The following is a 23,617-nucleotide window of genomic DNA, read 5'->3' on the forward strand; positions in this document are numbered from 1 at the left end:
GCTTCTCCACAAGGTCAAAGACTATCGTGCGGGAAGCGCCTGCGTGAGACAAGGCCGGTTTGCGGCAACCGGCCTTGTTTTGATTGTCAGCGGTGCTGCGGAACGAAATCCTCAGCCGTGATCGCCGTATCGATATGCGCCACCATCGCAGCACGCGCCGTGGCGTAAATCTGGTGGCAGCCGGTCACCCGGAAGCCCAGTTTTTCCTGCACGCGCAGCGAAGCCGGATTATCCGCAAACACACCGGAATGGAGAACCACACCGGGCATGCGGCGGAAGAACCGCTCGACCACGGCGGCCACCGCCTCGGTCATGTAACCCTTGCCCCAGTAGAACCGGTTCAGCCAGTAGCCGAGATGCCACTCGCCATGCCGCAATTCGACCGAGACGACGCCTATCAGGGTATCGTCACCGCTTGTGATGGCGAAATCCCAATCGGGCAGCGTGCCTGAAGTACGCAGGACCAGCCATTCCAGCGCATCCTGTCGATGATAGGGCGCGGGAACACGGGCCAGCATCCTGGTCACGGCAAAATCGCCAAGCGATTCCGCAATGCTGCCGGCATCGGAAAGCCGCTGCGGACGCAGCACCAGACGCGACGTCTCGATGACCGGGCAGGGGCCGGGCGGCGCGACCGTCGCAGTTGCACGGTGACGGGTAAGCTCGATCGTGCTCATCCCATGTCCCCCCAGCTCTTCAGCGAAACCCAGGTCTTGCGGTCCAGCCTGTACCATTCTACCGGTACCATACCACCCAATGCCAGCGAACCGACCATGCCGGAGCCCTGGAACTGGAAACCGCACTTCTGGATGACCCGGCGCGAGGGGATGTTGGTGACCCGGCAGCGGGCATCGATCTGGTCGATTTCACGCGTGCGGAAGGCCATGTCGATCAGCGCATGCGTGGCTTCGGTCATGTAGCCCCGGTTCCAGTAGGGTTCCCCCAGCCAGTAACCGATTTCCAGCGTCTTTTCGTCTTCCTGCGGTTCAAGCGCGCAGCAACCCAGAAACTCGCCATTGTCCATGCGGGTAATCGCATAGACGCACTTGCCGATCTCGCCAGCATTGGTGCGTCGCACGAAGTCCGCGGCGTCTTTGGCCGTGTACGGGTGCGGCATACGCGACACCATGGTCGCGATATTGGCATTGTTGGCAAGATGGGCAAGGGCGTCGATGTCTTCTTCGTGAGGCTTGCGTAAAACCAGCCTCTGCGACAGTAAAACGGGGCAATCGCTCCTCGACCGATCGGGCCTCGGCCGCTCTTCGGGTGACCGTGATTGGTCAACCCTCAACAATTCAGCTTGCATGGTTCAGTCCCTCCTGGGGGTTAAAGAAAAAGGGGAGTTGGGTGGTACCCCATCTCCCCTGTTTTCTTGACTGAACCTGATACGTCTCAGCCGGGTCGATGGGACACCGGCTGCATATGACGCTTACCGGCTTATTCTGCGGCTTCCGCTTTCGGGGCCACGGATACGAATACGCGGCCGTTGGCCTTCGTACGGAAGTTCACGTTACCTGCGGTCAGTGCGAAAATCGTGTGGTCCTTGCCGATGCCAACGTTGGCGCCCGGATGCCACTGGGTTCCGCGCTGACGCAGAATAATGTTGCCTGGAATGACAGCTTCGCCGCCGAACTTCTTTACGCCAAGGCGCTTGGATTCGGAATCGCGACCGTTACGCGATGAACCGCCAGCTTTTTTGTGTGCCATTGGAGTTCTCCTTTAAACCTTGTTTCCCGTGTCGCGCCTATCAGGCAGCAACGATGTCCGTGATGCGGACGACAGTGTGATGCTGACGATGGCCGCGCGAACGCTTGGAGTTCTGACGACGACGCTTCTTGAAGGCGATGACCTTCTTGCCGCGATTGTGCTCGACAACTTCAGCCTTGACGATGGCACCCTTGACAAAGGGAGCACCGAACTGAGCGTCGGCGCCTTCGCCGATCACGAGAACTTCGGTGAATTCTACGGTTGCGCCTGCCTCTGCTTCCAGCTTTTCGATGGTCAGCACGGCATCGGCCGCTACGCGGTACTGCTTACCGCCGGTCTTGATGACTGCGAACATTTGTTATCCTTTCATGTTCGTTCCGGCTCTGCCCGCCAAAGCAAGCTGGCCGTCTTTTTATCAGTCGGAGTAGCGGAAATCCGTCAGGACTGAATGCCCTTTTGAAAGTCTGCCGGTGAAGCCGCCTTTGAGGGGCGGAATAAACAGAAGGCGCAATACGCCATCAATTTGGGTGCGAATTACGCGAGACATCAGTTTATGTCAAGATGACGGATGTTTGAAAAGTAACTCTAACGCCAAGAATTTCATGCTTTTTTGGCAAGCGAAGCAGTCAGGTCTCGAAATTTGCGCAGCAAGTGTTTATATGGGCCTTCAACAAGGAGCAGAAATGGCCCGCATAGACCAGACCGACGATTGGCGGGACCGCCATGCGCCGACACTTTCCGCCTTCGAGTCGCTTGCGATCGAGGCATATGGCCACCTGCCAGAAGAATTACGTGCATTGACCAAGGATCTCGTCATCGAGATCTCGGATTTCCCGACAGACGAAGTGTTCGAGGACATGGCGCTCGAAACACCGTTCGACTTGCTGGGATTGTTCGAGGGGCGCGGTATCTCCGAACGTTTCACCATGGAAACCGGCGAGATGGTGAACCGCATCACGCTTTATCGCCGCCCCATTCTCGACTATTGGGCCGAGAATGAGGAAACGCTGGGCGACATCATCACCCATGTCCTCATCCACGAGATCGGCCATCACTTCGGCCTGTCGGATGACGACATGGAGCGGATCGAGGAAAGCGCCGACGAGGCCGCGGCGGAGCGCTGAGCCCGCCGGCAGCCACGCCTCTTATTGCTCGCCGAGCTTCATATCCGGGTGGTATTCCTTGCCCTCGACCACCTTGGTCACGGCCTGGCCGCAATGCATGACGCCGCTTGCGGCGTTGAAGGCGTAGCTGGGCGAACCGGCAAGTTCCCACCCCTTGTTCAGAGCTTCGGTGACCCGGTGACAGAACTTCGCGTCATCGGGACCTGTAATGAAACGATAGACCTTCACGTCTTTTGCGCCTTTCGTTGTGCGATGATATCGGCCATGGCGACCAGCCTTTCGGCTTGGCTCACATGCAGCCGTTCGATCATCCGCCCGTTCATGTTGATGACGTTCAATTCCACAGATTCGGGTTTTGCGAAAGCGTCAATAATCGCCCTGGCTTCAGCGACAGCGGCCTCATCGGGGCCGAAGTGGCGATTGGCGGGCTCGATCTGGGCCGGGTGGATCAGCATCTTGCCATCGAAGCCCATGGCGTGGCCCTGCTCGCACTCGGTGCCAAAAGCCGCGATATCGCGAAAATCATTCGACACGCTATCGATGACATCAAGCCCATAGGCGCGGGCGGCAAGCACCACCTGCATCATCCATGGCACGAGGTAGGTTCGCCCGGGCACGGAAGGAACCCGTGTCTCCTTGCGCAGATCGTTCAGCCCGAGGACGAAAGCGGCAAGCCGTCCATCAGGCGTATGGGCAGCGTCAGCAATGGACGCTGCGTTCAACACACCGAGCGGCGTCTCGATCATCGCCCAGATTTTCAAGCCCTGGGGCGCATCGGCCTCCGCCAGAAGGTCGGCCACATCGTGAATATCGGCGGGCTGCTCTACCTTCGGTAATAATACCGCATCCGGCCGGCAGGAAAGCACGAGCTTTAAATCCTCCATACCATCCGGCGTTGACAGCGGATTGATACGGATAATGATCTCGCGTCCCACAAAGGGCGCATCCGAAAACAGCCTGCCCAGATTCTCTCGCGCCGCGCCCTTCACATCGGGTGCAACGGAATCCTCCAGATCGAGAATAACCCCATCGCAATCGAGATCGCGGATTTTTTCGAGCGCCCTGACATTGATGGCCGGAACCGATAGCAGCGAACGGCGCGGTCTCACAGGAATATTTTCGAAAAAATTAGTCATGCCGCACTTGTGTCAAGCTTTTGTGACATCTGCAACACGACAATCCACTGAATCCTCTTGCAAGCCGGAAGAAGAAGGCCCACATTCGTCTGGAAAGAAAGGTTGAATCATGCAAGGCATCCGTTCATTTTTCATTGCCGCATCCGGCATCGCACTTCTGGCTTTGGTGGCTCTTTTTACCGCCTCGCTTACGGTCGCTTTTATCGGCGTGCTCGCCGTTCTCAGCGCTGCCCGTCTGCTTTCGGCGCGTATGAAGCCGGCACCCATTCCGGTCAAGCCCCGCAACCAGCGCGATATGCGCGTCTGGAACGACGGCAAAGGCACGATCATCGATCTCTGAGATCGTTAATCCTGTCAAAATGCGAGAACGCTGCACGCGGCGTACCGAAGAATGCGGGTTTGCGCTTCTAAAGCGATCCGTTTTGCAGTATTTCCCGACAGAAAATATCCGGCGGGCGTCAGTCCACGCCGGATTTTGTGACCAGGGAAACACGGGAAGCGACAGATGGAAAAATTCACCAAGCTGACGGGCGTTGCTGCGCCCATGCCGGTCGTCAATATCGACACCGATATGATAATTCCCAAAGACTATCTGAAGACCATCAAGCGCACGGGTCTTGGAACCGGCCTTTTTGCCGAGTCGCGTTATCTCGAAGATGGCTCGCCCAATCCCGATTTTGTGCTGAACAAGCCCGCTTACCAAAACGCCCAGATCCTCGTCGCGGGCGATAATTTTGGCTGCGGCTCCTCGCGCGAACATGCACCATGGGCGCTTCTCGATTTCGGCATCCGCTGCGTGATCTCCACCAGCTTCGCCGATATCTTTTATAACAACTGTTTCAAGAACGGCATTCTGCCTGTCGTCGTCAGCCCCGAGAATCTCGAAAAGCTGTTGGACGACGCCTCGCGCGGCTCGAACGCCGTTCTGTCCATCGATCTGGAACGTCAGGAAATCAGCGGCCCTGATGGCGGCACGATCACCTTCGAGATCGATGAATTCAAGCGCCATTGCATGCTGAACGGCCTCGACGACATCGGCCTGACACTGGAGCATTCCGGCGCCATCGACACGTTCGAAAAGGCAACTGCCTCGGTCCGCCCCTGGGCCTGACCGCACTTCTATCCTCTTTTAAAAGCCGATCCCGTACAAAACCGTACCGGATCGGCTTTTGCTTTGCTTGAAATGCCGTTGAGGCGGGGATAAGAAGCCCCCGACCCCGTTCGGCTGGCGACGTGACTTGTGAGGCGGCAGGACGGAAACGAGTTTGACGCCGCGCTCGCCGCAATCGAAAACCCTTCATGATGGTTTCCGGCGCGCCGCCCAAGGAGGGTTCTCATGACAGTCCGCACGCTTTTCCTTCTGCCCGGTGACGGTATCGGCCCCGAGGCCATGGCCGAAGTCCGCAAGCTGATCGACTATATGAACAACGCAAAAAATGCCGGCTTCACCACGCAGGAAGGTCTGGTCGGCGGCTCCGCTTATGATGCCCATGGCGTCGCGATTTCCGACGCAGATATGGAAAAGGCCCTTGCCGCCGATGCGATCCTGTTTGGCGCCGTGGGCGGCCCGAAGTGGGATGGCGTTCCCTACGAACACCGCCCGGAAGCCGGCCTGCTTCGCCTGCGCAAGGATCTCGAACTTTTCGCCAACCTGCGCCCCGCCATCTGCTACCCGGCACTTGCCGAAGCCTCCTCACTGAAGCCGGAGCTGGTAGAGGGTCTCGATATCCTCATCGTCCGCGAACTGACGGGCGGTGTCTATTTCGGCGAGCCCAAGCAGATCATCGACCTCGGCAACGGCCAGAAGCGCGGTATCGACACGCAGATCTACGACACCTTCGAGATCGAGCGCATCGCCAGCGTCGCTTTCGAACTGGCACGCACGCGCGATAACCGCGTCTGCTCCATGGAGAAGCGCAACGTCATGAAATCTGGCGTTTTGTGGAACCAGGTAGTCACCGAAACCCACGCTGCGAAATACAAGGACGTTCAGCTGGAGCATATGCTGGCCGATGCCGGCGGCATGCAGTTGGTGCGCAAGCCCAAGCAGTTCGACGTGATCGTGACCGACAACCTCTTCGGCGACATGCTTTCCGACGTCGCTGCCATGCTGACGGGCTCGCTCGGCATGCTGCCGTCGGCATCGCTTGGTGCACCGGATGCCAAGACCGGCAAGCGCAAGGCCATGTACGAGCCGGTGCACGGTTCGGCACCTGACATTGCCGGCAAGGGCATCGCCAACCCCATTGCCATGATCGCGTCCTTCGCCATGTGCCTGCGCTATTCGTTCAACATGGTTGATGAGGCAACGAAGCTCGAAACTGCAATTGCGAACGTGCTCGACAAGGGCATCCGCACCGCCGACATCATGTCCGACGGTTCCCGTCAGGTCAGCACCTCCGAAATGGGTGACGCGGTTCTCGCAGAATTCAAGGCGCTTTCGGCGTAACACTCACCGAAACCGGTTGGGCAGGCGGCACGGTCGCTTGCCCATCTTCCTTTGGCAAAAGATGTTCATATCTTTTGTCAGTCAGCGTCTTCAAAAAGGCGACGATGGCGTCCACACGCTTGTCGTCCAGCGCCGGTGCGGAAGTCAGCTCTGTCATGGCGATATTATCAGGCACTTCCGGCGCATCCCAGGTTTTACCCGTTTCAGGGTTGATCTGCCGGCTGGGTTTCTTGCTTTTGTATTTCACGTAAAACAGCACCACCGTGCGCAGATTCTTAAACACGCCATTGTGCATGTAGGGACCAGTGACAGCGACGTTGCGAAGGGTAGGCACCTTGAACTTGCCGCGCTGAGCCGGATCGCCGGCCACCGCGGGATTTTGCGCCAATCCGAGATCGACCGCATCCGGCTTGGAGCCGTTGGCTGCCCTGACCGACGTGTTGGCCGGAACACCGATGTTGAAATATTTGTGGTTGGTGAAGAGGCCGTCTTCCAAACCCTTGGCGCCACGGATTTCATGGCAGGTATTGCAATTGGTGAACTGCGTCGAGGAGATCAGAACCCGGCCCAGCTCCTCCTGATCGGTTAGCTTTTCTTCGCCGCGCAGGAAACGGTCATACCTGGAATCGAAGGTGGAGAATTCATCGGAACGCTCGAAGCTTGCCAGCGCCTTGGTCATCGCAGCAAAGGCGCCTTCGTCACTCTGGAAAACATCGCTGCCGAACTGTGTGCCGAACGCCGCAACATAATCAGGGTTTTCCTTGAGCCGTTTGACGACAGAGACTTTATCCGGCATGCCCATTTCGATCGGGTTGAGCGGTGGTCCACCCGCCTGGTCTTCCAGCAGGGAGGCGCGACCATCCCAGAATTGCCCGCCGACATACTCTCCCGCAGCGTTCTTGCCGAATGGCGGCGTGAACCGGGCATAGGCTGCAGTCGGCGCATTACGGTCGCCCAGCGAAATCCCGTCATCGCCGAGAGAGACGTCCCGGCCGACCTTGTCGCTTTCGCGCGCATCGGAAAAACCCGCCGCCTGCATATGGCAGGTGGAACACGCCATCGTGCGGTTCATGGAGAGATTGGCATCATCGAACAGCGCCGCGCCGAGTTTTTCAAGCGTTGCATAATCTTCGCCGCCATGAGCCCGCATTTGACCAGCACCGATCTCGAGCGGAACCGGTATCATGGCCACGGCAAGGGCGGCAGAAATGAATAGGCGCAGTCTTTTCATTGAAATAGCGTTTCGGAAACTCGGGACGACAGTGGTTATATAGCACTTACCTATCGCACCAGACTACAAACTTTCTCAGCCCGCTCCACTTTGACGCAACCCCGCATCCAGACGCCAAATTGCTTACCCGGCTTTGGCTATCGCGTGGAAGAAAGTGCCTGAAACAAGACCCCGCCTGCCACCGGAGGGGCCGAGCGGACGACCCTGCCCGTCAGCGATCTGAGCGAAAGGCTCATCGTGACCCGGATCGATGACACGCGCATAGTGAAACTCGTGGCCGCGCAGAACCTCGCCCGCTTTGCCCAGCGGCCCATCTGCCACGATTACAGCCTGCCGGTAACCGAGGTTCATCTTGCGCGTGGCGAAACTGGTGGCATGTGACAGAAGCCCGGTCATGGCATGGGTGACGCCATCGGCATCTTCCAGCGCCGTTCCCAAAACCATATAGCCGCCGCACTCACCATGCACCGGCTTCGTCTCGGCAAAACGGACAATGCCTGCCTTGAACACGGCAGCATCGGCAAGCCTTCCAGCGTAAAGTTCGGGATAACCACCTGGCAGCCAGCAAATGTCGCAGGTCTCATCGGGTGCCTCGTCGGCCAGCGGTGAGAAGGGCACGATCTCCGCCCCCGCTGCATGCCAGTGGTTCTTGAGGTGCGGATAAAGAAAGGTGAAAGCCGCGTCGTCTGCAAGCGCGATGCGCTGGCCGGGCGGCGCAATCGCTGCCTCCACCGAGCCGGAGGGCACATCTACAGGCGCAGCGAGCGAAAGCAAGGCATCGAGATCAATGGACCTTTCCATCGCATCCGCCAGCCGTTCTATATGCGCGTCGATTTCCGGATGTTCGCTGGCCTGCACCAGGCCCAGATGCCGTTCCGGCAGGATGAGTGACGGATCACGCAGGACGCATCCTGCGACAGGCAGACCGATTTTTTCGATGGCCTCCGTGCACAGCGTCCGGTGTCTTTCGCTGCCGGCGCGGTTCAGCACCACCGCCGCCATGGTGACAACAGGATCATAGTGGGCAAAACCATAGGCAACAGCAGCGGCTGTCTGCGATTGACCCGACACATCCAGCACCAGCAGCACGGGAATGCCGAACAGCCGGGCCAGATCCGCCGCAGAACCAGTGCGGTTTTCCGCCACGGGGATACCGTCGAACAGGCCCATGGCGCTTTCGATCAAAACGAGGTCGGCACCATCAGCCTGTTGCAACAACAGGTGTCGAAGCAATTCCGGCTGCATGGCCCAGCTGTCGAGATTGAGGCCGGATGTGCCGGTGGCGAAGGCATGGAAGCCGGGGTCGATATAATCCGGCCCCGTCTTGATGCCGCGCACGTTGACGCCGCGCCGGGCAAAGGCCCTGAGCAAGCCGATTGTTACGCTGGTCTTGCCGGATCCAGAGCGCGGTGCGCCGATGATGATTGCCCGTGTGGTCATAAGGTCGGCACCCCAAGTCGGTCGCGCATCGAAACGATCTCGCCAATAACGATCAGCGCCGGCGCCTCGAATTTTTCCCGTTTTGCATCGTCAGCTATGCTTTCCAGTGTGCCGATGAAAATCCGTTCCTGCGCGGTCGTTGCCGACATGATGACGGCGACCGGCGTCTTGCCTGAACGACCGCCCTGCATCAGAAGACCCGCGATCGAGCCTATGTTCTTAAGCCCCATATAAACGACGATGGGTTCCTGTGTCTTCGCCAGTGCCAGCCAATCCAGATCCTCTTCGGTCCCGGCGGCATGGCCGGTGGCAAGCGTGACAGCGCGGCTGATACCGCGCATGGTGGCGGGAATGCGCGCTGAAGCAAGGGCTGCAAGCGACGAGGTCATGCCCGGCAAGATACGAAATGGGATGCCGGCGCGGACAAGCGCCTCCGCCTCTTCGCCGCCACGCCCGAAAATAAATGGATCGCCACCCTTAAGCCGCAACACCTTCTTATCCTGTCGGGCGAGATCAATCAGCGAGGCAGTGATGTCGTCCTGCGTTGCCGACGGCTTGCCGCCGCGCTTGCCGGCAAACACGATTTCAGCCTGGGGCCCGAGGGAAACGACATCGTCGCTTACCAGCGCGTCGCGCACGATCACATCGGCCTGCGAAAGCGCGAGCGCCACTTCGAGCGTCAGATAACGCACATCGCCCGGACCCGCGCCTGCGAGCCAGACATGCCCGGCCTCAAAGACCGGACCTTTTGCGGCGATGCTGTTCAAAACCTGCGCTATCGACATTCTTCTCGGCTGCTTTTTTAACGATGACGGAAATAGCCGTCCCGGCTATAGGAATTCATATGGAAACGGATGGAAAGACCCTTCGCCGCGGCTGGACCACGGGCACTTGCGCGGCAGCCGCCACGAAGGCGGCCTGCGCTGCCCTTCTGACCGGCGAGTTTCCTTACCCTGTCGAAGTCGAACTTCCAAGCGGCGCGAGGCCGGCATTTTCTCTCGCCACCGAGGAAAAAGGTGAAAACTTCGCAAGAGCCGGCATCGTCAAGGATGCTGGCGACGATCCCGACGTGACCCATGGTGCGCTGATCGAAAGCACCGTGCGACGGGGAAAGCCCGGCAGCGGCATCACCTTCAAGGCCGGAAAAGGCGTCGGCACCATCACCCGGCCTGGATTGCCCCTGCCGCCGGGCGAACCCGCGATCAACCCCGTACCTCGCAAGATGATCGAAACCGCCATTCGCGAAGTAGCCGGTGACGATGCCGATTTCGAAGTCGAGATTTCCGTTCGGGACGGCGAGAAAATCGCGGAAAAGACCCTGAATGGCAGGCTCGGTATTGTCGGCGGCATTTCCATCCTTGGCACCACCGGCATCGTCATCCCGTTTTCCTGCTCGGCATGGATCCATTCCATCTGGCGCGGCATCGATGTGGCGCGCGCCACCGGCTGCACCCATCTGCTCGGCGCGACCGGCAACACCTCCGAAAAGGCGGGGCAGGCAGTTTACGGCCTGCCAGAGACCGCACTGATCGATATGGGCGATTTTATCGGTGGCATGCTGAAATATCTGCGCAGCCACCCCGTCGAACGGGTAACAATTGCCGGCGGCGTCGCCAAGATGACGAAGCTCGCCCAGGGCATGCTGGACGTGCATTCCAAGAAAGGCCTGGCCGATCTTGATGCGCTGGCAGTACTCGCAACCGAGGCTGGCGGAGATGAAAATCTTGCCCTCGCCATTCGTCAGGCCAACATGGTTGCGCACGCCTTTGAGCTGGCCGAACGCGCGGGGATAGACCTCGGCGCGATCGTTGCGGAAAAAGCCTGGGTAACAGCGGCTGCCGCTTTGAAGGTACCCGGCATCGAGCTTGATATTCTGGTGTTCGACCGTCAGGGCACGCTCAAGGGACGCACCGCCTCCACGCCGTCGCATCAGCCCTTCGCATCTTCCTTCGGGGAGCGGAACCGCCGGACATAATCGGTACTATAAAGTGCGCTCTCGCGAAAATCCGTCGAGGCAAGCCCATGCCCGACGAAGATCAGCGCCGTCCGCTCCACCGGTTCTGCTGCCAGTTTTCCTTCGATGTCGAACAACGTGCCGCGAATGACCCGCTCATCCGGCCAGGAGGCGCGGACGACGATGGCGACTGGGCAATCGGAACCATAAAGCGGCGTCAGTTCTTCCACCACCTGGCCGATGGCATGGATAGCGAGATGGATGGCAAGTGTCGCCCCCGTCGCACCAAAGGCTTTCAGCGTCTCGCCCTCGGGCATTTTCGAAGCGCGGCCCGAAATACGGGTCAGAACAAGGCTTTGCGCCACTTCCGGCACCGTCAATTCCCGCTGCAGGGTGGCAGCGGCAGCAGCGAAGGAGGGCACACCTGGAGTCACGGTATACTCGAGACCCAGCCGTTCCAGCCGGCGGATCTGTTCACCCATGGCGCTCCAGACGGACAGATCACCGGAATGCAGCCGTGCCACATCCTTGCCCGCCTTTGCCGCCGCAACGAACTCCGCCTCGATCTCATCAAGCGACAGTGCTGCCGTATCGACAATGCGTGCATCCGTCGGGCAATACTCGATCAGCGCCTTCGGCACCAGCGAGCCGGCATAAAGGCAGACCGGGCAGGCAGCGATAAGATCGCGCCCGCGCACCGTGATGAGATCGGCGGCGCCCGGACCGGCGCCGATGAAATGAACCGTCATTGTTGTTCTCCATGTTCGATGGCGCGGTCATTTCGCGCGTCGCTCGTCGTGGCGATGGCTACCGTCACATCGCCAACCACGAGACGCGCCGCGACCAGCCGCGCATTTTCTCCGGCGGCAGCAAGTGTCGCCGCTTCACTGACGCTGGGCGTCCCGGCATGATCAAGGCTTGCCTGTGAAAATGTCATTGTTTTCGAAGCAGCCGCCTCGAGCTGTTCCTTCGATACGATTTCAAGCGGCAGCGCCAGACGTTTCGCCGCTTCCGCAAGACCAGCTTCTTTTGCCTTGAGCGGCGCAGTCGCCAAGCATTCAACGGTCATGCCAAAAGCAAGCTCCGCAGCGTGCACGGCTGCAATAATTGCATCTGAACCCGTGCCCTTGCGGCAGCCTATGCCAGCGACAGTCACCATGGCTTGACCCAGCTCCATTGCGTCACCGGCATGGCCGGACGCCAGCCCGACATGGAGCCGACAGCAACAACGCGCGACACATCGAGACGGATCATCGAACCGCCGAACCTGGCATGGGCCGCAAGCAGCACCGCTTCCATTTCAAGCGTCACCGCATTGGCAACCAGCCGCCCGCCTGGCTTCAAGGCCTCCAGAGCAGCCTCAAACACGCCCGTTTCGCTGCCGCCACCACCAATGAAGATCGCATCCGGTTGAGGCAGGCCTTCAAAAGCCGCAGGTGCTGCACCGATCATGACTTCAAGCCCCGGAACGCCAAATGCCTCGGCATTGCGGGCGATACGCTCCGCCCTGTCGGGATGCTGCTCTATGGCGATGGCACGGAGCGAGGGGTGCGACAGCATCCATTCAATACCAATCGAACCCGAACCGGCACCGATATCCCACAGCAGCTCGCCCCGGCGCGGAGCCAGCGATGAAAGCGTCACGGCACGGATTTCACGCTTGGTGATCTGCCCGTCATGTTCGAACAGGCTGTCATCCAGCCCCTGCACAAAAGGCAGGACGCGTGCGCCCTCAGCAGCAACGACATCGATAGCCACGACGTTCAAAGGATCGATGTCGTCAAAGGTAAAATCGACCGCCCTGATTTGCCGCCGCCTCTCCCGCTTTCCGCCCAAAGCTTCGAGCAGGACAAATTCCGACTGGCCGAAACCGGATTGAGACAGCAATTCCGCGATGAGAGCGGGCGCGCGCTCATCCGAAGTAAGCGCGATGATCCTCGCTCCGGGATGCAGGTGCGGTCGCAAAAGATCGATGGAACGCCCGTGTAATGATACGCATTCGGTCGACTGCAAAGCCCAGCCAAGCCGCGCCGCGGCCTGGGAGAAGGCGGAAGGTGAGGGATAGCAGACTGTCTCCTCCGACGGTATCCGCCGCAGAAGTGTGACGCCGGCGCCATAAAAGAACGGATCGCCGGAGGCGAGCACGCAGACCCGTCTACCTCGCAACGCCACGACATCGCTCATCTCCGCATCGAACGGCACCGGCCAAGGGCGCGCCTCACCACGAATGGCTGCAGCCGCCAGTTCCAGATGACGTTTGCCACCGAAAACAATCTCGGCCCCCTCTATTGCCGCCACGGCATTCCGACCGAGCCCATCCAGCCCATCTTCGCCTATGCCGACGATGAAAAGCCATGGCTTGCCTTTCTTTTCAGTGGAAGCTTTCTTTTGAGTGGAAGCGTTGCCCGTTCCGGAATATTCAGACGTCATGACACGCTCCATACTCATCCTTGGCGGCACGGCGGATGCCCGCATTCTCGCCGGCAAGCTGGCGGTGGACTCCGGCTACCGAATCCTGCTCTCCATGGCCGGTCGTACGCTTTCGCCAGTGGAACAGCCGGTGCCGATGCGCAGTGGCGGGTTTGGCGGTGCTGCGGGTTTGGCCGATTTCATACGCACCGGGAATTTCGATATTCTGGTTGACGCCACCCATCCCTATGCGGCGAGGATTTCCGCCAATGCCGTGGAGGCGGCGAGACTTGCCAAAGTTCCGCTTGTAGCACTTTCTCGCCCCGCCTGGGACCGCCAACCGGATGACAAATGGCAGAGGGTCGATACCATCGAACAGGCTGTTATCGCGCTCGGCGTTGAAGGCAAGCGGGTGTTTCTGGCGCTCGGCCGGCAGGAACTCCTTCCTTTCGAGGCAGCACCCCAACACAGCTATCTCATTCGCAGCGTTGATCCGGTAGAGCCGCCGCTGAAGGTGCCGGATGCTCGCTATATTACCGCGCGCGGCCCTTTTGCGCTGGATGAAGAGATCCGCATGCTGGAGGAAAACCGTATCGGCACTGTGGTTTCCAAGAACTCCGGCGGCAACGCCAGTTACGGCAAGATCGAAGCGGCGAGGCGGCTCGGTCTGCCGGTTATCATGATCGAGCGGCCGCCACAGCTGAACGCCGCAATCCTCAATGGCGCGAACGTGCCGGATATAGCGACTGCGCTCACCGCCATCCGCCATCAGCTTTCTCTTCTCGAAAAACGCGGCGAGTAAACCAGCGGATCTTTGTCCGAACGTTCAATCAAACGCGTTTCCACCGAACCGACGATGATGCAGGTGGCCATATCCGCCATGTCGCTCGATGCTTCCGACAAAGGCACGACCCGGATGCGCTCATCCGCACGGCCTGCCGCACGGCCAAAGATCACCGGCACCGAGCCGGGCAGATGTACCCGCAAAAGATCGAAGGCGGTGCCAAGCTGGTGCGGGCGCGCCTTGCTGACGGGATTATAGAAAGCCATCACGAATCCGGCTTCCGCAGCCGCGATCAGCCGCTTTTCAATAATGCCCCAGGGCTTCAAATTGTCCGACAGCGAGATGGCGCAGAAATCATGCCCGAGCGGCGCGCCGGCTCGGGCAGCAACCGCAAGCATGGCCGTCACGCCCGGCACGACCGAAAAGTCTATTTCGCGCCACTCGCGCGGGCCATGTTCAATCGCCTCGCAAACAGCCGCCGCCATGGCAAAAACGCCGGGATCGCCGCCCGAAACCACGCAGACCTTGCCGCCCCCGGCGGCAAGCCGCAGAGCCTGTTCGGCACGGGAGATTTCCTCGCGATTGTCAGAGGCATGGCGACGTTGGTCGGGTCTGAGCGACAGCCGATCGAGATAGGGAATGTAACCGAAGAAATCCTCCGACGCCTCAACGGCGGCGAGCGCCTCCGGTGTCACCTGCGCAGAACTGCCAGGGCCGAGGCCGACAACGACCAGCCTGCCGTTCATGGCGCTTCACCGCCAGCGGGTCTGGTTTTCCAGCCAGGTACCAGAACCAGCGAAAAATAGGGGGCGGGTGATGCGTCCCGCTCGATCAGCGGCACCGCATGGCTGTTCGCCATGGTGCCGCGCTCGACATACAGCGCTTCATTAAGCTTGCCGGCCTTTTCCAGCGCCCGGCGGATCTTCGGCAGGTTGCGCCCGACCTTCATGATCACGGCGCCATCCGTGCCGGACAGACGCTCTGTCAGAACATCTTCGGCAAGAGTGCCGGGAAGCACGCTCAAGATATCGTCACCCTGCACCAGCGGTAGACCGGCCATCGACCAGCAGCCGGACATGGCGGTAATGCCGGCAACGACCTCCGCCTCATAGGAAGGCGCAAGCCGCAGATGAAGATGCATATAGGAACCGTAAAACAGCGGATCGCCTTCCGACAGCACGGCGACATTCCGCCCGGCATCGAGATGGGCAGCAATATCCATGGCCGACTGATCAAAAAATGCGGCGATCGCACCGCGATAATCCTCGCCGTTTTTATCGCTCTCGACGGTTACCGGATAGACCAGCGGCATTTCCAGTGTGCCCGGACGAATGAAGGCCTCAACGATACCGCGACCATTGCCGCTGCTGCCTTTCTTGCAGAAGAAGGCGAGGACATCGGCATTTTCGATGGCGCGCACGGCTTTCAGCGTCAGAAGCTCTGGATCGCCGGGGCCGGTGCCGACGCCCACGAGTTTACCCCTGGAATTTTCGAAAAGAGCCGCGCTCACAGACCTGCCCTCGCAACGGCGTTGACGGCAGCGGCCGTCATGGCCGATCCACCCATACGTCCCTTGACGATGGCATAGGGAATGCCGAGCAAACTAGCCTCCAGCGCATCCTTCGATTCCGCCGCACCGACAAAACCGACCGGCATGCCGATAATGGCAGCTGGACGTGGAGCGCCCTTTTCAAGCATCTCCAGAAGATAGAACAGCGCTGTCGGCGCGTTGCCGATAGCAACGAGAGCACCGTCCAGCTTTTCCGCCCAGAGATCGAGTGCGGCGGCGGAACGGGTATTGCCAATCGTTTTCGCAAGCTCAGGGGTGCGCGGATCGCGAAGGGTGCAGATCACGTCATTATTGGCCGGAAGGCGGGCGCGGGTCACGCCGTGGGCGACCATTTCCGCATCGCACAGAACGGGCTTGCCCGCCAGCAAAGCACCACGTGCAGCGACAACGAAATCCGGAGAAAAACGGAAATGGCTGGCCGCTTCCACCAGCCCGCAGGCATGGATCATGCGAATGGCGATATCCGCCTGATCTTCGGTAAAAACGGACAAATCCGCTTCCTCGCGAATGATGGCGAAGGAGCGCTCGTAAATCGCATTGCCGTCGCGAATATAGTCATGGTCGGTCATCGGTCATCCTGTCGAAGCGCGGCAACGATTGCCTCCTTACCCAGACGGGCAAACAGGTCGGCAGCGTTTTCCCCGGGCTTATGTTCTTTTTCGCAAAGACGGGCAAGTCGCGAAAGCGCCGTCCTCTGTTGCTCGAAAGGTAAAATACCGTCCTGCGGGTCGCAGGCGCGGCTCGAAAACGAAAAGGCCAGACCATCGGCGGTGCCGGAAAAGGTCAAAAACGAGGGGGCGGGATGGGCGCAACCCTTTCCGCAGCCGGAGAGATGCAGTGTGAAGGAGCCATCGAGCATGGAAGCTAATTCCCGCGATGCAAAGGCCGCCAGATCATGTGTGGGAAAGAAAGCCGAAGCGCACCCCGGCGTGCCGGGACAGACAGCGATGGAAGATCGCGCATCACCTGCCCTTGTGATGAAACCGGCACTGTCCGCAATTTGCATCAGCGCATCGCAAGCATCCCGCGACCCGAAAAATAGCAGGCTATGATTGAGCGACGGCCGCAATGTTTCGATATCAAATGCGCGCGCCAGTCCACAGAGCCGCGACAGATCGGAAGCACGAACTTGCGCGAAAGCAGGCGTGATACCGGCAGCAAAAGTACCGTTACCGGCCGCCATCAACCCCAGGGGCGAAGAAGGCGCAGACGTCTCGCCTTGGCTCTCGCTATCTACCAGGCGGTCTCCGCAAATCGCCTTTATCGTCCGCAAATCCAGATCGCGGCCACGGGCAAGCGGTCCTTTGCCGGCCAGATGGACGAGCAGCAACAGGACCACATCGGCTGCCTTGTCGGCTTCAACAAATCCAGCGCGTAGCGCCTTGCTCTCCGGGCCCCCGACAGACAATTGCCAGAAAACTCGATGATCGAGCCGCACCGCCTTCAGACGGATATCGGCCAGCAAATCGCCCATGGAAAGATGGCCGCCCCCATCGATGATGACGGACATTTTGGCGGCGAGCTTTTCATGCAGCGCAAGCGCGGCAGCCTCTCTGCGAATCTCATCCGCAATGGCACTGCCATCGGCGATTTCCCGATCGTCCCGACCGGAAAGAGGTGAGGTCTCGACTGCCAGTCCGTCGCGAAGCGGCAAACCGAGCGCCAGAACATCATTCTCCAGGTCGCAGGCGCTTTCCCGCGTCAGGCCGCGAAATTGCAGGCTGCCGCGTGCCGTGATGTCTATCAGCCCGTTGCCGTGCCGCTCGGCAAGATCGCAAAGCGCGATCATATCGCGGGGCGTAATGTCTGCCTCGAATGCGATACGCGACAGGTATCCGTCACCGGTCAGCATCGGGGTCGATAAGGCCGGACACGTCCCACGGCGGCCAAACGGCTGGACCGGATCGGAAGGGGCCGTCCTCATGCGCCGACCTTTTCAGAACGGGGCAGGATCAGCATTTCAAGTTCCGCATCCACCGCATTGCGGCGGCTGTGCCACAACCCGCGACGACGGGCGGATAAAAAGCGCGTCGCCATGACCTCCGCCGCTTTCGGATTTTCCCGCAGGATGAAATCGCGCACGTCCTCATTGCCCAAATAGGCGTCGTAAAGCGCCTCGATCAGCGAGGAGGGTACCGCATGGGTGGTTTCCGCAAAACCGATCAGCCGGTCAACCGTCTCGGCAAATTCTGCCGCCCCGCGCGGGCCGTGCCGCATCTGGCCGGCAATGAAGCGCGGATTGACGGCGCGGGCCCGAACAACGCGCGTCAGCGCCTGCGAAATGGATCGCGCGCGCGGACGCGCGGGATCGGTCGTATCCAGCGCCACAATATTGGCAACGCCGCCAAGGAGTGCTTTTGCGGCGGAAAAACCACCGATGAAAGCGACATCTGACGAGCCGTCGAGAAGATCCCGGCCCGGATCGTCACCGGTGTGAACGAGAAGATCGGCACGGCGTACCAGCTCGACAAAATCGGCATCCTCGAAAATCTCAAGCCCATCCGCACCGCCAAAGGCATGGCTTGCCGCATCCAGATAGGCTTGCCCTAGTTCCTCACGTTCTTCCCATTTTCCGCTGGCGAGTTTCTCCTCAGTGCCCGCACCATAGGTGCCGGGTGCGGAGCCGAAGATGCGTGCCGGTATATGCCCGAGTGCCGCCGCTTCTTCCGCCAGCGGATTGTCACCCGGCGCTTCATCCCGCCGCGCGACGGCCTTGGCGGCGGCGTCTAGAAGAGCGATCAACGCCGGAAACATGTCGCGGAACAGGCCGGAAATCCGGAATGTGACGTCGACACGCGGCCGCCCGATACTGGCCGGCGGCAGAACCTCGATGCCTGTGACGCGGCCCGTCGCCAGGTCATGGATCGGTCTCGCCCCCATCAGATGCAGCGCCTGCGCCACATCCTCGCCGCCATTGCGCAGGCTGGCGCTGCCCCAGAGATCAAAAACCAGATGTTTCGGCCAGTCGCCATGGGATTGCAGATGGTGCCGAAGCACTTCTTCGCCCGCCATGCGGCCCAGCTCGAAAGCCGTCGGCGTCGGCATGGTGCGCGGATCGGCAGCATAAAGATTGCGGCCCGTCGGCAGGACATCGAGACGCCCGCGCGCGGGTGCGCCGGAAGGACCGGGGACAATATGGCGGCCATCGAGCGCGGCAAGCAGCGCTGTTTTTTCCGCCGCAGCACTTTCAAGCCTCAGAAGATCGGTCTCGCCTTCGGGGCTGCGGCCAAAAACATGCTGGCCATCCTTGATGGCGAAGTCCTTCAGGTCACAGAGGAAGGCGTCGATGCGCGACAGCGCCGCATCGGCATCGTCCTTTGCACCGACACCGGCATCCGCCGCAAGACCGGTTTCCAGCGCCTTCTCTACGATCAGTTTCGCCAGCCGGTCGCGGCGGCGGCGGTCGAGCCCATCCGCCTGCGCATATTCGTCGACGAGCTGTTCCAGAGCCGATTGTTCCGGCGAAAGCCCGGCATCTACCAGCACAGGCGGAACATGGCCGATCGTGACGGCAGCGATCCGCCGTTTGGCAACCGCCGCTTCGCCCGGATTGGAAACGATGAACGGATAGACCACCGGCAAAGACCCGGTGACGATTTCAGGAAAACAATCGCGGGAAAGCGCAACTGTCTTGCCGGGCAGCCATTCCAGCGTGCCATGCGCACCGACATGCACAATGGCATGCGCCCCTGCGACACGCTGCATCCAGGCGCCGAAAGCGACCAACGCATGACGTGGCGGTAGGGCAGGGTCATGGTAATCCACCCGCCGATCCTCATTTCGCCCACGATCCGGTGCCAGGGCCACGAATATCTGGCCGAAACGGGCGACGCGAAAACGGAATGCGCCGTCGGCTAGTGCGTCGTCCTGTTCGGCCGAACCCCACGTGCTATCCACGGAGGCGGCAACCCCTTCAGGCAAACCCAAAAGAAAATCACGATAGTCTGAAAGTCCGACAGCCGCTTCCTGCTGCTCGACACAATCCAGCAAAGCCCGCGCCGTTTCGGGAATATCCGAAACCACATATCCTGCCGCGGCCAGATCGCGCAGCATTTCAAGCACGCTTTGCGGGACATCGAGACCAACGGCATAACCCGTGCGCCCTGGCGCAGCACCGGGATAATCCGGCATCAGAATGACGATCCGCCGTTCCTGTGGCGTGGACTGTTTTAATTGCAGAAAGGCAGCGATTCGGTTTGCCACCTGTTCGACGCGATCAGCCTCCGGTACATTGATGAGGCTGATACCGCCATCAGTCCGCACCTGCTTGAATGAGATTGCGCCAGCAAGAATCCGGCCATCGAGTTCCGGCAGAACCACATGCATGGCAAGATCGGAAGGGTTGAGACCGCGCGCATTTTCCGCCCAGCCGTCCCGTCGCGTCGTCGCCATAACCACCTGAAACACCGGCACGCCGAGGCGATCAAACAGGGTTTTACCGCTGTCATCCATCTGACTGGCAAAAGCTGTGGCGGCAACGATGGCGGCGGGCTGGAGTTCGGGCAGTACGGTTTCGAGAAAGCGAATTGCCTCCCCATCCTTGAGGCCGCTGACGAAAATCGGCAATGGCGCAAAACCGCGCTGAGAGAGCGCATTAAAAAGCGCATCCACGGGCGCCGCATCGGCCGCAAGAAGCATGGAGCGGTAAAAGAGAATGGGAAGGACAGCTGCACCGGCGGGAAAACCGGCGCAGGCTTCCGCCTGATCCACGACGCCTTTACCCGGCCGGTAAAAGCCGGCTTTCGGCAGCGGTTGAGCCTCGATATCTGGCCATGCGCCACCACTTACAAGGGCAGCAAGACCAATGGCAAGCCGGTCCATATTTTCCCGCCCACCCTCGCGGAAGAAGGCGAGGACGGACGCCAACGTCTGGCGATCAACAGTCGAGGCCGCTTCGAGCTTTTCGTCTCTCTCACTGCATTCACCCGGCAGGAGCATAAGTTTTATGCCACGTCGCCGCGCCATCGTGCTGAGCTGATCGACGCCATAGCGCCAGCGTTCCGCGCCGCCGAGAATCCGGATAAGGATGACACGGGCATGTTCGGCCGTCTTTTCGATCCACAGATCGACCGACATCGGATGCCGAAGCTCGGAGAGGTTGGCAGCGGACAGGGACGGAAGCGCGCCCTCTGCCTGCCGCCATGCCTGTTCCAGCCCGGCAAGATCGCTTGCCGAAAAAGACAGCATCACCACATCCGATCGCGGCTGGTTGAGATCAACCGGCTCGATCAGGTCGTCCAGAGACGAAGATGTGGTGGCGAGAATGTGCATTTCTATCAGGCGGCCAGCATCTGTTCGATCTTTTCGCGGTTGAGGCCCTTTTCGCCTATGACGACGAGGCGGCTGCGGCGCTCTTCACCGGCCGCCCAGGGACGGTCATAATAATGGTTGACGCGGCTACCGACTGCCTGCACCTGCAGGCGCATCGGCTTGGTGGATACTTCGACGAAACCTTTGATGCGCAGAACATTTTCCGCAGCCGCTGTCTCGGCGATACGAGCCGCCAGCGCTTCCGGATCGGTCACGGCCGGCAGGTCGATGACGAAGCTGTCGAAATCGTCATGTTCGTGGTCGAGTTCACCATCGTGATGGGTGCGGCGGTTTTCGATATCCTCTTCAACCGCAAGACCGAGGCCGATCAGCACGGCCGGATCGATGACGCCATTCGAGGCGACGACGATCTTTGCGGCCCGCGGCAAATGCTCGAGAATATGAGCCTTCGCCTTTTCCAGACCGGCGCTATCGAGCAGATCCGCCTTGGTCAGCACGATAAGATCGGCACAGGCGATCTGGTCCTCAAAAACCTCTTCGACCGGATCGTCGTGATCGAGGGCTTCGTCATTTGCGCGCTGGGCGGCAAGGGCTTCCATGTCATGCGCCACCTGACCCTCGGCAAGGGCAGCGCCATCCACAACAGCCACCACAGCGTCAACCGTCACGCGGCTCTTGATGGCCGGCCATTGAAATGCCTGCACCAGCGGCTTGGGTAGGGCAAGGCCGGAGGTCTCGATGAGGATATGCTCCACCTTCGGCTGGCGGCTCAGAATCTGCTCGATGGCCGGCTGGAAATCATCCGCCACCGTGCAGCAGATGCAGCCATTGGCCAGCTCAACGATGTTTTCCTCCGGGCAGCTCTCAATGCCGCATCCCTTGAGGATATCGCCATCGATGCCGATATCACCGAATTCGTTGACGATGATGGCAAGCCGCTTGCCATCAAGCTTTTCGAGGAGACCGCGCAGCAGCGTGGTTTTTCCAGCCCCCAGAAAGCCGGTGACGATGGTGCAGGGAACGCGGTCCAGAAGGGTGCTCATGATCTCTCCTCGGTAAAATCGAATGGGGGAATGCGCGCCACCATGCCGCGCTTCAATGTGTCGGGGCGGCCGCGCCAGGGCATCAGGCCATCTGCGGAGGCGGCCAGCATTTGCGCGCCCGTGAGCAGGTCTTCCGCATCGTTGGGCGTCAGCCCGCCGAATACATAGGACCAGCCATCGGCACCGCGCAGCACGGCACTGAGGCCGCGTTTGCAATTGGCAAGGCAATTGACGGAGCGAACATCGATGCCGGAGTCACGCGCTTTTGCGATGGCAGCTTCCGCAAGGATGGTGCCGGGGCGCGGCTCCGCATTGGGATCGGTGTCGTCGCGACAGCTTCGGCAGACAAAAACGACCACGCCAGAAGCTGTGTTGGCTTCCATTGTCCCGTCCGCACAAGAAGATGTTGTGGTAATATCCAAACCGTTCCGCTTTCCGCGCCTTTAAACTCGTCGGGGTGCGGATGTCGAAAACAGCGCACTGAAAAGCGCGGCTGCAATTCAATTCGACCGGCTGACCGGAGCACCCCGCCCGGGAGACGTTTTTTCCTGAAACGGCAGGTCTCCTGGCTTGCGGCTTTAAAACACCCTGCACCACCTTCCCGGACCAATTTTATGGTCCAGTGGCTTCACAGTGCGGGCTTACCGCTTACAGTTGCGGGGGCAGCCACGGAATGACCCGGTATGGGGTGGAACCGTGTTCCCTCTTAGCTTTTCCCGTTGCCGGGAAAAGACCGTCAGTGCCTTACCCTTAGGCTGAACGGGCGTGACGGTCAATGCTGCCGGCTTGTCGATTGCCGGGTGCGGCAAATTGAGTATAGTCGCCGCTCCGAATGGCGGGGGCATAAGGTCCCGCGCCTCTGGACGAGAAGGAAAACGCGATGACACGCGATATCAGCGACAGCGAAGCCGAACGCCACCGGCAGAAAATGGTCAACCGCAAGACGGTTCAGGATGCCGAAGTCGCGGAAAAGACCATCGAAAAAGGTCTGCTGATGATCAATACCGGCCCTGGCAAAGGCAAATCCACGGCCGCTTTCGGCCTTGCTTTGCGCATGCTCGGCACCGGGCGGCGGGTCGGCGTCGTGCAATTCATCAAGGGCGCATGGTCGACGGGTGAACAGCAGGCCCTGACTTTGTTCGGCGACAGGGTGGAATGGCGCACTATGGGCGAGGGGTTTACCTGGGACACGCAGGACCTGAAGCGCGATGTCGCGGCAGCTACAAAGGCCTGGGAGGAAGCGAAAGCACTGATGGCCGACGAGACGATCGGATTGCTGGTTCTCGACGAACTGAACATTGCGCTCCGCTATGATTACCTGCCGCTGGAAGAGGTCGTCGAAACGCTTTCCAACCGTAGATCCGATCTGCATGTCATCGTTACCGGCCGCAACGCCAAACAGCCGTTGATCGACGCTGCCGACATGGTGACGGAAATGACCCTCGTCAAACATCACTTCAAGGCAGGCGTAAAGGCGCAGGCCGGGATAGAATACTGAC

At 60.1% G+C, this 23,617-nt stretch carries 26 protein-coding genes and 1 riboswitch; of the genes, 7 read left to right on the forward strand and 19 right to left on the reverse strand.

Going from position 1 to position 23,617, the window contains the following annotated elements; all coding sequences use genetic code 11:
* Positions 1 to 86: 86 nt before the first annotated feature.
* The 4 genes from ACQZ63_RS20860 to rplU form a co-directional block, all read right to left on the reverse strand.
* Entirely contained in the window at positions 87 to 677 is a 591-nt protein-coding gene (locus tag ACQZ63_RS20860) for a GNAT family N-acetyltransferase (protein ID WP_025594658.1), read from the reverse strand.
* Entirely contained in the window at positions 674 to 1,306 is a 633-nt protein-coding gene (locus ACQZ63_RS20865) for a GNAT family N-acetyltransferase (protein ID WP_003516453.1), read from the reverse strand. The genes ACQZ63_RS20860 and ACQZ63_RS20865 overlap by 4 nt, the downstream gene beginning before the upstream one ends.
* Before the next feature lie 131 nt (positions 1,307 to 1,437).
* Entirely contained in the window at positions 1,438 to 1,707 is a 270-nt protein-coding gene (gene rpmA, locus ACQZ63_RS20870) for a 50S ribosomal protein L27 (RefSeq protein ID WP_003492686.1), read from the reverse strand.
* Between the two features lie 40 nt (positions 1,708 to 1,747).
* The gene (gene rplU, locus ACQZ63_RS20875; protein ID WP_003516451.1) at positions 1,748 to 2,062 is read right to left on the reverse strand and encodes a 50S ribosomal protein L21; all 315 of its coding nucleotides are present in this window, start codon (positions 2,060 to 2,062) and stop codon (positions 1,748 to 1,750) included.
* 328 nt (positions 2,063 to 2,390) lie between these two features.
* On the opposite strand from rplU, the gene ACQZ63_RS20880 reads away from it, so the two are divergent.
* Entirely contained in the window at positions 2,391 to 2,831 is a 441-nt protein-coding gene (locus ACQZ63_RS20880) for a metallopeptidase family protein (protein ID WP_113556186.1), read from the forward strand.
* A gap of 21 nt (positions 2,832 to 2,852) precedes the next feature.
* On the opposite strand, the gene ACQZ63_RS20885 is transcribed toward ACQZ63_RS20880, so the two are convergent.
* Positions 2,853 to 3,059 (reverse strand): DUF1737 domain-containing protein, encoded by a 207-nt coding sequence (locus tag ACQZ63_RS20885; protein ID WP_003505258.1) that lies wholly within the window; start codon positions 3,057 to 3,059, stop codon positions 2,853 to 2,855.
* Positions 3,056 to 3,967 (reverse strand): HpcH/HpaI aldolase/citrate lyase family protein, encoded by a 912-nt coding sequence (locus ACQZ63_RS20890; protein WP_162696496.1) that lies wholly within the window; start codon positions 3,965 to 3,967, stop codon positions 3,056 to 3,058. Before ACQZ63_RS20890 ends, ACQZ63_RS20885 begins: the two co-directional genes overlap by 4 nt.
* A gap of 109 nt (positions 3,968 to 4,076) precedes the next feature.
* Here ACQZ63_RS20890 and ACQZ63_RS20895 point away from each other — a divergent pair, with 109 nt between their 5' ends.
* The 3 genes from ACQZ63_RS20895 (at position 4,077) to leuB (ending at position 6,416) form a co-directional block, all read left to right on the forward strand.
* Positions 4,077 to 4,307, forward strand: a complete 231-nt coding sequence (locus ACQZ63_RS20895; protein ID WP_003516445.1) for a hypothetical protein — start codon at positions 4,077 to 4,079, stop codon at positions 4,305 to 4,307.
* A gap of 165 nt (positions 4,308 to 4,472) precedes the next feature.
* Positions 4,473 to 5,078 (forward strand): 3-isopropylmalate dehydratase small subunit, encoded by a 606-nt coding sequence (gene leuD, locus ACQZ63_RS20900; RefSeq protein WP_065705105.1) that lies wholly within the window; start codon positions 4,473 to 4,475, stop codon positions 5,076 to 5,078.
* A 225-nt stretch (positions 5,079 to 5,303) separates the two neighbouring features.
* Positions 5,304 to 6,416: a 3-isopropylmalate dehydrogenase gene (leuB, locus tag ACQZ63_RS20905; protein WP_113556119.1), complete on the forward strand. Its 1,113-nt coding sequence runs from the start codon at positions 5,304 to 5,306 to the stop codon at positions 6,414 to 6,416.
* Here the strand turns inward: leuB and ACQZ63_RS20910 are convergent.
* The 3 genes from ACQZ63_RS20910 to cobA all read right to left on the reverse strand — a co-directional run bounded on the left by ACQZ63_RS20910 (position 6,397) and on the right by cobA (position 9,872).
* Positions 6,397 to 7,647 (reverse strand): cytochrome-c peroxidase, encoded by a 1,251-nt coding sequence (locus ACQZ63_RS20910; RefSeq protein WP_113556117.1) that lies wholly within the window; start codon positions 7,645 to 7,647, stop codon positions 6,397 to 6,399. The two genes, leuB and ACQZ63_RS20910, sit on opposite strands and share 20 nt — an antisense overlap.
* Positions 7,648 to 7,770: 123 nt before the next feature.
* Positions 7,771 to 9,087, reverse strand: a complete 1,317-nt coding sequence (locus ACQZ63_RS20915) for a cobyrinate a,c-diamide synthase (protein ID WP_113556116.1) — start codon at positions 9,085 to 9,087, stop codon at positions 7,771 to 7,773.
* Positions 9,084 to 9,872: a uroporphyrinogen-III C-methyltransferase gene (gene cobA, locus ACQZ63_RS20920; protein ID WP_111803859.1), complete on the reverse strand. Its 789-nt coding sequence runs from the start codon at positions 9,870 to 9,872 to the stop codon at positions 9,084 to 9,086. The genes ACQZ63_RS20915 and cobA overlap by 4 nt, the downstream gene beginning before the upstream one ends.
* A gap of 59 nt (positions 9,873 to 9,931) precedes the next feature.
* Between cobA and ACQZ63_RS20925 the strand changes: the two genes are divergently transcribed.
* A complete protein-coding gene (locus ACQZ63_RS20925; protein ID WP_162763644.1) occupies positions 9,932 to 11,062 on the forward strand; it encodes a cobalt-precorrin-5B (C(1))-methyltransferase in 1,131 nt (376 codons plus the stop codon).
* Here the strand turns inward: ACQZ63_RS20925 and cobM are convergent.
* Genes cobM through cbiE form a run of 3 tightly spaced genes read right to left on the reverse strand, consistent with a single transcriptional unit; the run spans position 11,017 to position 13,471 of the window.
* Positions 11,017 to 11,790, reverse strand: a complete 774-nt coding sequence (cobM, locus tag ACQZ63_RS20930; protein ID WP_113556114.1) for a precorrin-4 C(11)-methyltransferase — start codon at positions 11,788 to 11,790, stop codon at positions 11,017 to 11,019. The two genes, ACQZ63_RS20925 and cobM, sit on opposite strands and share 46 nt — an antisense overlap.
* Entirely contained in the window at positions 11,787 to 12,200 is a 414-nt protein-coding gene (locus tag ACQZ63_RS20935) for a cobalamin biosynthesis protein (RefSeq protein ID WP_162763651.1), read from the reverse strand. Before ACQZ63_RS20935 ends, cobM begins: the two co-directional genes overlap by 4 nt.
* Positions 12,194 to 13,471: a precorrin-6y C5,15-methyltransferase (decarboxylating) subunit CbiE gene (cbiE, locus tag ACQZ63_RS20940; protein WP_113556110.1), complete on the reverse strand. Its 1,278-nt coding sequence runs from the start codon at positions 13,469 to 13,471 to the stop codon at positions 12,194 to 12,196. The genes ACQZ63_RS20935 and cbiE overlap by 7 nt, the downstream gene beginning before the upstream one ends.
* Here cbiE and ACQZ63_RS20945 point away from each other — a divergent pair.
* Complete coding sequence (locus ACQZ63_RS20945; RefSeq protein WP_111803858.1) at positions 13,470 to 14,252, forward strand: cobalt-precorrin-6A reductase; 783 nt, start codon at positions 13,470 to 13,472, stop codon at positions 14,250 to 14,252. The genes cbiE and ACQZ63_RS20945 overlap by 2 nt on opposite strands.
* On the opposite strand, the gene ACQZ63_RS20950 is transcribed toward ACQZ63_RS20945, so the two are convergent.
* Genes ACQZ63_RS20950 through ACQZ63_RS20980 form a run of 7 tightly spaced genes read right to left on the reverse strand, consistent with a single transcriptional unit; the run spans position 14,219 to position 22,501 of the window.
* Positions 14,219 to 14,980 carry a precorrin-3B C(17)-methyltransferase gene (locus tag ACQZ63_RS20950; RefSeq protein ID WP_111803857.1) on the reverse strand — a complete coding sequence of 254 codons (762 nt, stop codon included), beginning with the start codon at positions 14,978 to 14,980 and terminating at the stop codon, positions 14,219 to 14,221. The two genes, ACQZ63_RS20945 and ACQZ63_RS20950, sit on opposite strands and share 34 nt — an antisense overlap.
* Complete coding sequence (locus tag ACQZ63_RS20955) at positions 14,977 to 15,744, reverse strand: precorrin-2 C(20)-methyltransferase (RefSeq protein WP_025594680.1); 768 nt, start codon at positions 15,742 to 15,744, stop codon at positions 14,977 to 14,979. The genes ACQZ63_RS20950 and ACQZ63_RS20955 overlap by 4 nt, the downstream gene beginning before the upstream one ends.
* Entirely contained in the window at positions 15,741 to 16,373 is a 633-nt protein-coding gene (locus tag ACQZ63_RS20960; protein ID WP_113556108.1) for a precorrin-8X methylmutase, read from the reverse strand. The genes ACQZ63_RS20955 and ACQZ63_RS20960 overlap by 4 nt, the downstream gene beginning before the upstream one ends.
* On the reverse strand, positions 16,370 to 17,728 hold the full coding sequence (cobG, locus tag ACQZ63_RS20965) for a precorrin-3B synthase (RefSeq protein WP_113556106.1): 1,359 nt from the start codon (positions 17,726 to 17,728) through the stop codon (positions 16,370 to 16,372). The genes ACQZ63_RS20960 and cobG overlap by 4 nt, the downstream gene beginning before the upstream one ends.
* Positions 17,725 to 21,075, reverse strand: a complete 3,351-nt coding sequence (gene cobN, locus ACQZ63_RS20970) for a cobaltochelatase subunit CobN (protein WP_113556104.1) — start codon at positions 21,073 to 21,075, stop codon at positions 17,725 to 17,727. The genes cobG and cobN overlap by 4 nt, the downstream gene beginning before the upstream one ends.
* Positions 21,076 to 21,080: 5 nt before the next feature.
* Positions 21,081 to 22,118 (reverse strand): cobalamin biosynthesis protein CobW, encoded by a 1,038-nt coding sequence (cobW, locus tag ACQZ63_RS20975; protein ID WP_013636993.1) that lies wholly within the window; start codon positions 22,116 to 22,118, stop codon positions 21,081 to 21,083.
* Positions 22,115 to 22,501: a DUF1636 family protein gene (locus ACQZ63_RS20980; protein WP_003516414.1), complete on the reverse strand. Its 387-nt coding sequence runs from the start codon at positions 22,499 to 22,501 to the stop codon at positions 22,115 to 22,117. Before ACQZ63_RS20980 ends, cobW begins: the two co-directional genes overlap by 4 nt.
* 155 nt (positions 22,502 to 22,656) lie before the next feature.
* Positions 22,657 to 22,871, reverse strand: a riboswitch (cobalamin riboswitch).
* A gap of 127 nt (positions 22,872 to 22,998) precedes the next feature.
* Here ACQZ63_RS20980 and cobO point away from each other — a divergent pair.
* Positions 22,999 to 23,616, forward strand: coding sequence for a cob(I)yrinic acid a,c-diamide adenosyltransferase (cobO, locus tag ACQZ63_RS20985; RefSeq protein ID WP_035252400.1), 618 nt, complete (start codon positions 22,999 to 23,001; stop codon positions 23,614 to 23,616).
* Position 23,617 lies beyond the last annotated feature (1 nt).

This window comes from Agrobacterium sp. CG160-95 (assembly GCF_053521725.1).

Bases quoted from the DNA above. Each gene is read 5' to 3' on its own strand.
- ACQZ63_RS20860 (WP_025594658.1), bottom strand. From the start codon at position 677: ATGAGCACGATCGAGCTTACCCGTCACCGTGCAACTGCGACGGTCGCG.
- ACQZ63_RS20865 (WP_003516453.1), bottom strand. From the start codon at position 1,306: ATGCAAGCTGAATTGTTGAGGGTTGACCAATCACGGTCACCCGAAGAG.
- rpmA (WP_003492686.1), bottom strand. From the start codon at position 1,707: ATGGCACACAAAAAAGCTGGCGGTTCATCGCGTAACGGTCGCGATTCC.
- rplU (WP_003516451.1), bottom strand. From the start codon at position 2,062: ATGTTCGCAGTCATCAAGACCGGCGGTAAGCAGTACCGCGTAGCGGCC.
- ACQZ63_RS20880 (WP_113556186.1), top strand. From the start codon at position 2,391: ATGGCCCGCATAGACCAGACCGACGATTGGCGGGACCGCCATGCGCCG.
- ACQZ63_RS20890 (WP_162696496.1), bottom strand. From the start codon at position 3,967: ATGACTAATTTTTTCGAAAATATTCCTGTGAGACCGCGCCGTTCGCTG.
- ACQZ63_RS20895 (WP_003516445.1), top strand. From the start codon at position 4,077: ATGCAAGGCATCCGTTCATTTTTCATTGCCGCATCCGGCATCGCACTT.
- leuD (WP_065705105.1), top strand. From the start codon at position 4,473: ATGGAAAAATTCACCAAGCTGACGGGCGTTGCTGCGCCCATGCCGGTC.
- leuB (WP_113556119.1), top strand. From the start codon at position 5,304: ATGACAGTCCGCACGCTTTTCCTTCTGCCCGGTGACGGTATCGGCCCC.
- ACQZ63_RS20910 (WP_113556117.1), bottom strand. From the start codon at position 7,647: ATGAAAAGACTGCGCCTATTCATTTCTGCCGCCCTTGCCGTGGCCATG.
- ACQZ63_RS20915 (WP_113556116.1), bottom strand. From the start codon at position 9,087: ATGACCACACGGGCAATCATCATCGGCGCACCGCGCTCTGGATCCGGC.
- cobA (WP_111803859.1), bottom strand. From the start codon at position 9,872: ATGTCGATAGCGCAGGTTTTGAACAGCATCGCCGCAAAAGGTCCGGTC.
- ACQZ63_RS20925 (WP_162763644.1), top strand. From the start codon at position 9,932: ATGGAAACGGATGGAAAGACCCTTCGCCGCGGCTGGACCACGGGCACT.
- cobM (WP_113556114.1), bottom strand. From the start codon at position 11,790: ATGACGGTTCATTTCATCGGCGCCGGTCCGGGCGCCGCCGATCTCATC.
- ACQZ63_RS20935 (WP_162763651.1), bottom strand. From the start codon at position 12,200: ATGGTGACTGTCGCTGGCATAGGCTGCCGCAAGGGCACGGGTTCAGAT.
- ACQZ63_RS20945 (WP_111803858.1), top strand. From the start codon at position 13,470: ATGACACGCTCCATACTCATCCTTGGCGGCACGGCGGATGCCCGCATT.
- cbiE (WP_113556110.1), bottom strand. From the start codon at position 13,471: ATGACGTCTGAATATTCCGGAACGGGCAACGCTTCCACTCAAAAGAAA.
- ACQZ63_RS20950 (WP_111803857.1), bottom strand. From the start codon at position 14,980: ATGAACGGCAGGCTGGTCGTTGTCGGCCTCGGCCCTGGCAGTTCTGCG.
- ACQZ63_RS20960 (WP_113556108.1), bottom strand. From the start codon at position 16,373: ATGACCGACCATGACTATATTCGCGACGGCAATGCGATTTACGAGCGC.
- cobG (WP_113556106.1), bottom strand. From the start codon at position 17,728: ATGAGGACGGCCCCTTCCGATCCGGTCCAGCCGTTTGGCCGCCGTGGG.
- cobN (WP_113556104.1), bottom strand. From the start codon at position 21,075: ATGCACATTCTCGCCACCACATCTTCGTCTCTGGACGACCTGATCGAG.
- cobW (WP_013636993.1), bottom strand. From the start codon at position 22,118: ATGAGCACCCTTCTGGACCGCGTTCCCTGCACCATCGTCACCGGCTTT.
- ACQZ63_RS20980 (WP_003516414.1), bottom strand. From the start codon at position 22,501: ATGGAAGCCAACACAGCTTCTGGCGTGGTCGTTTTTGTCTGCCGAAGC.
- cobO (WP_035252400.1), top strand. From the start codon at position 22,999: ATGACACGCGATATCAGCGACAGCGAAGCCGAACGCCACCGGCAGAAA.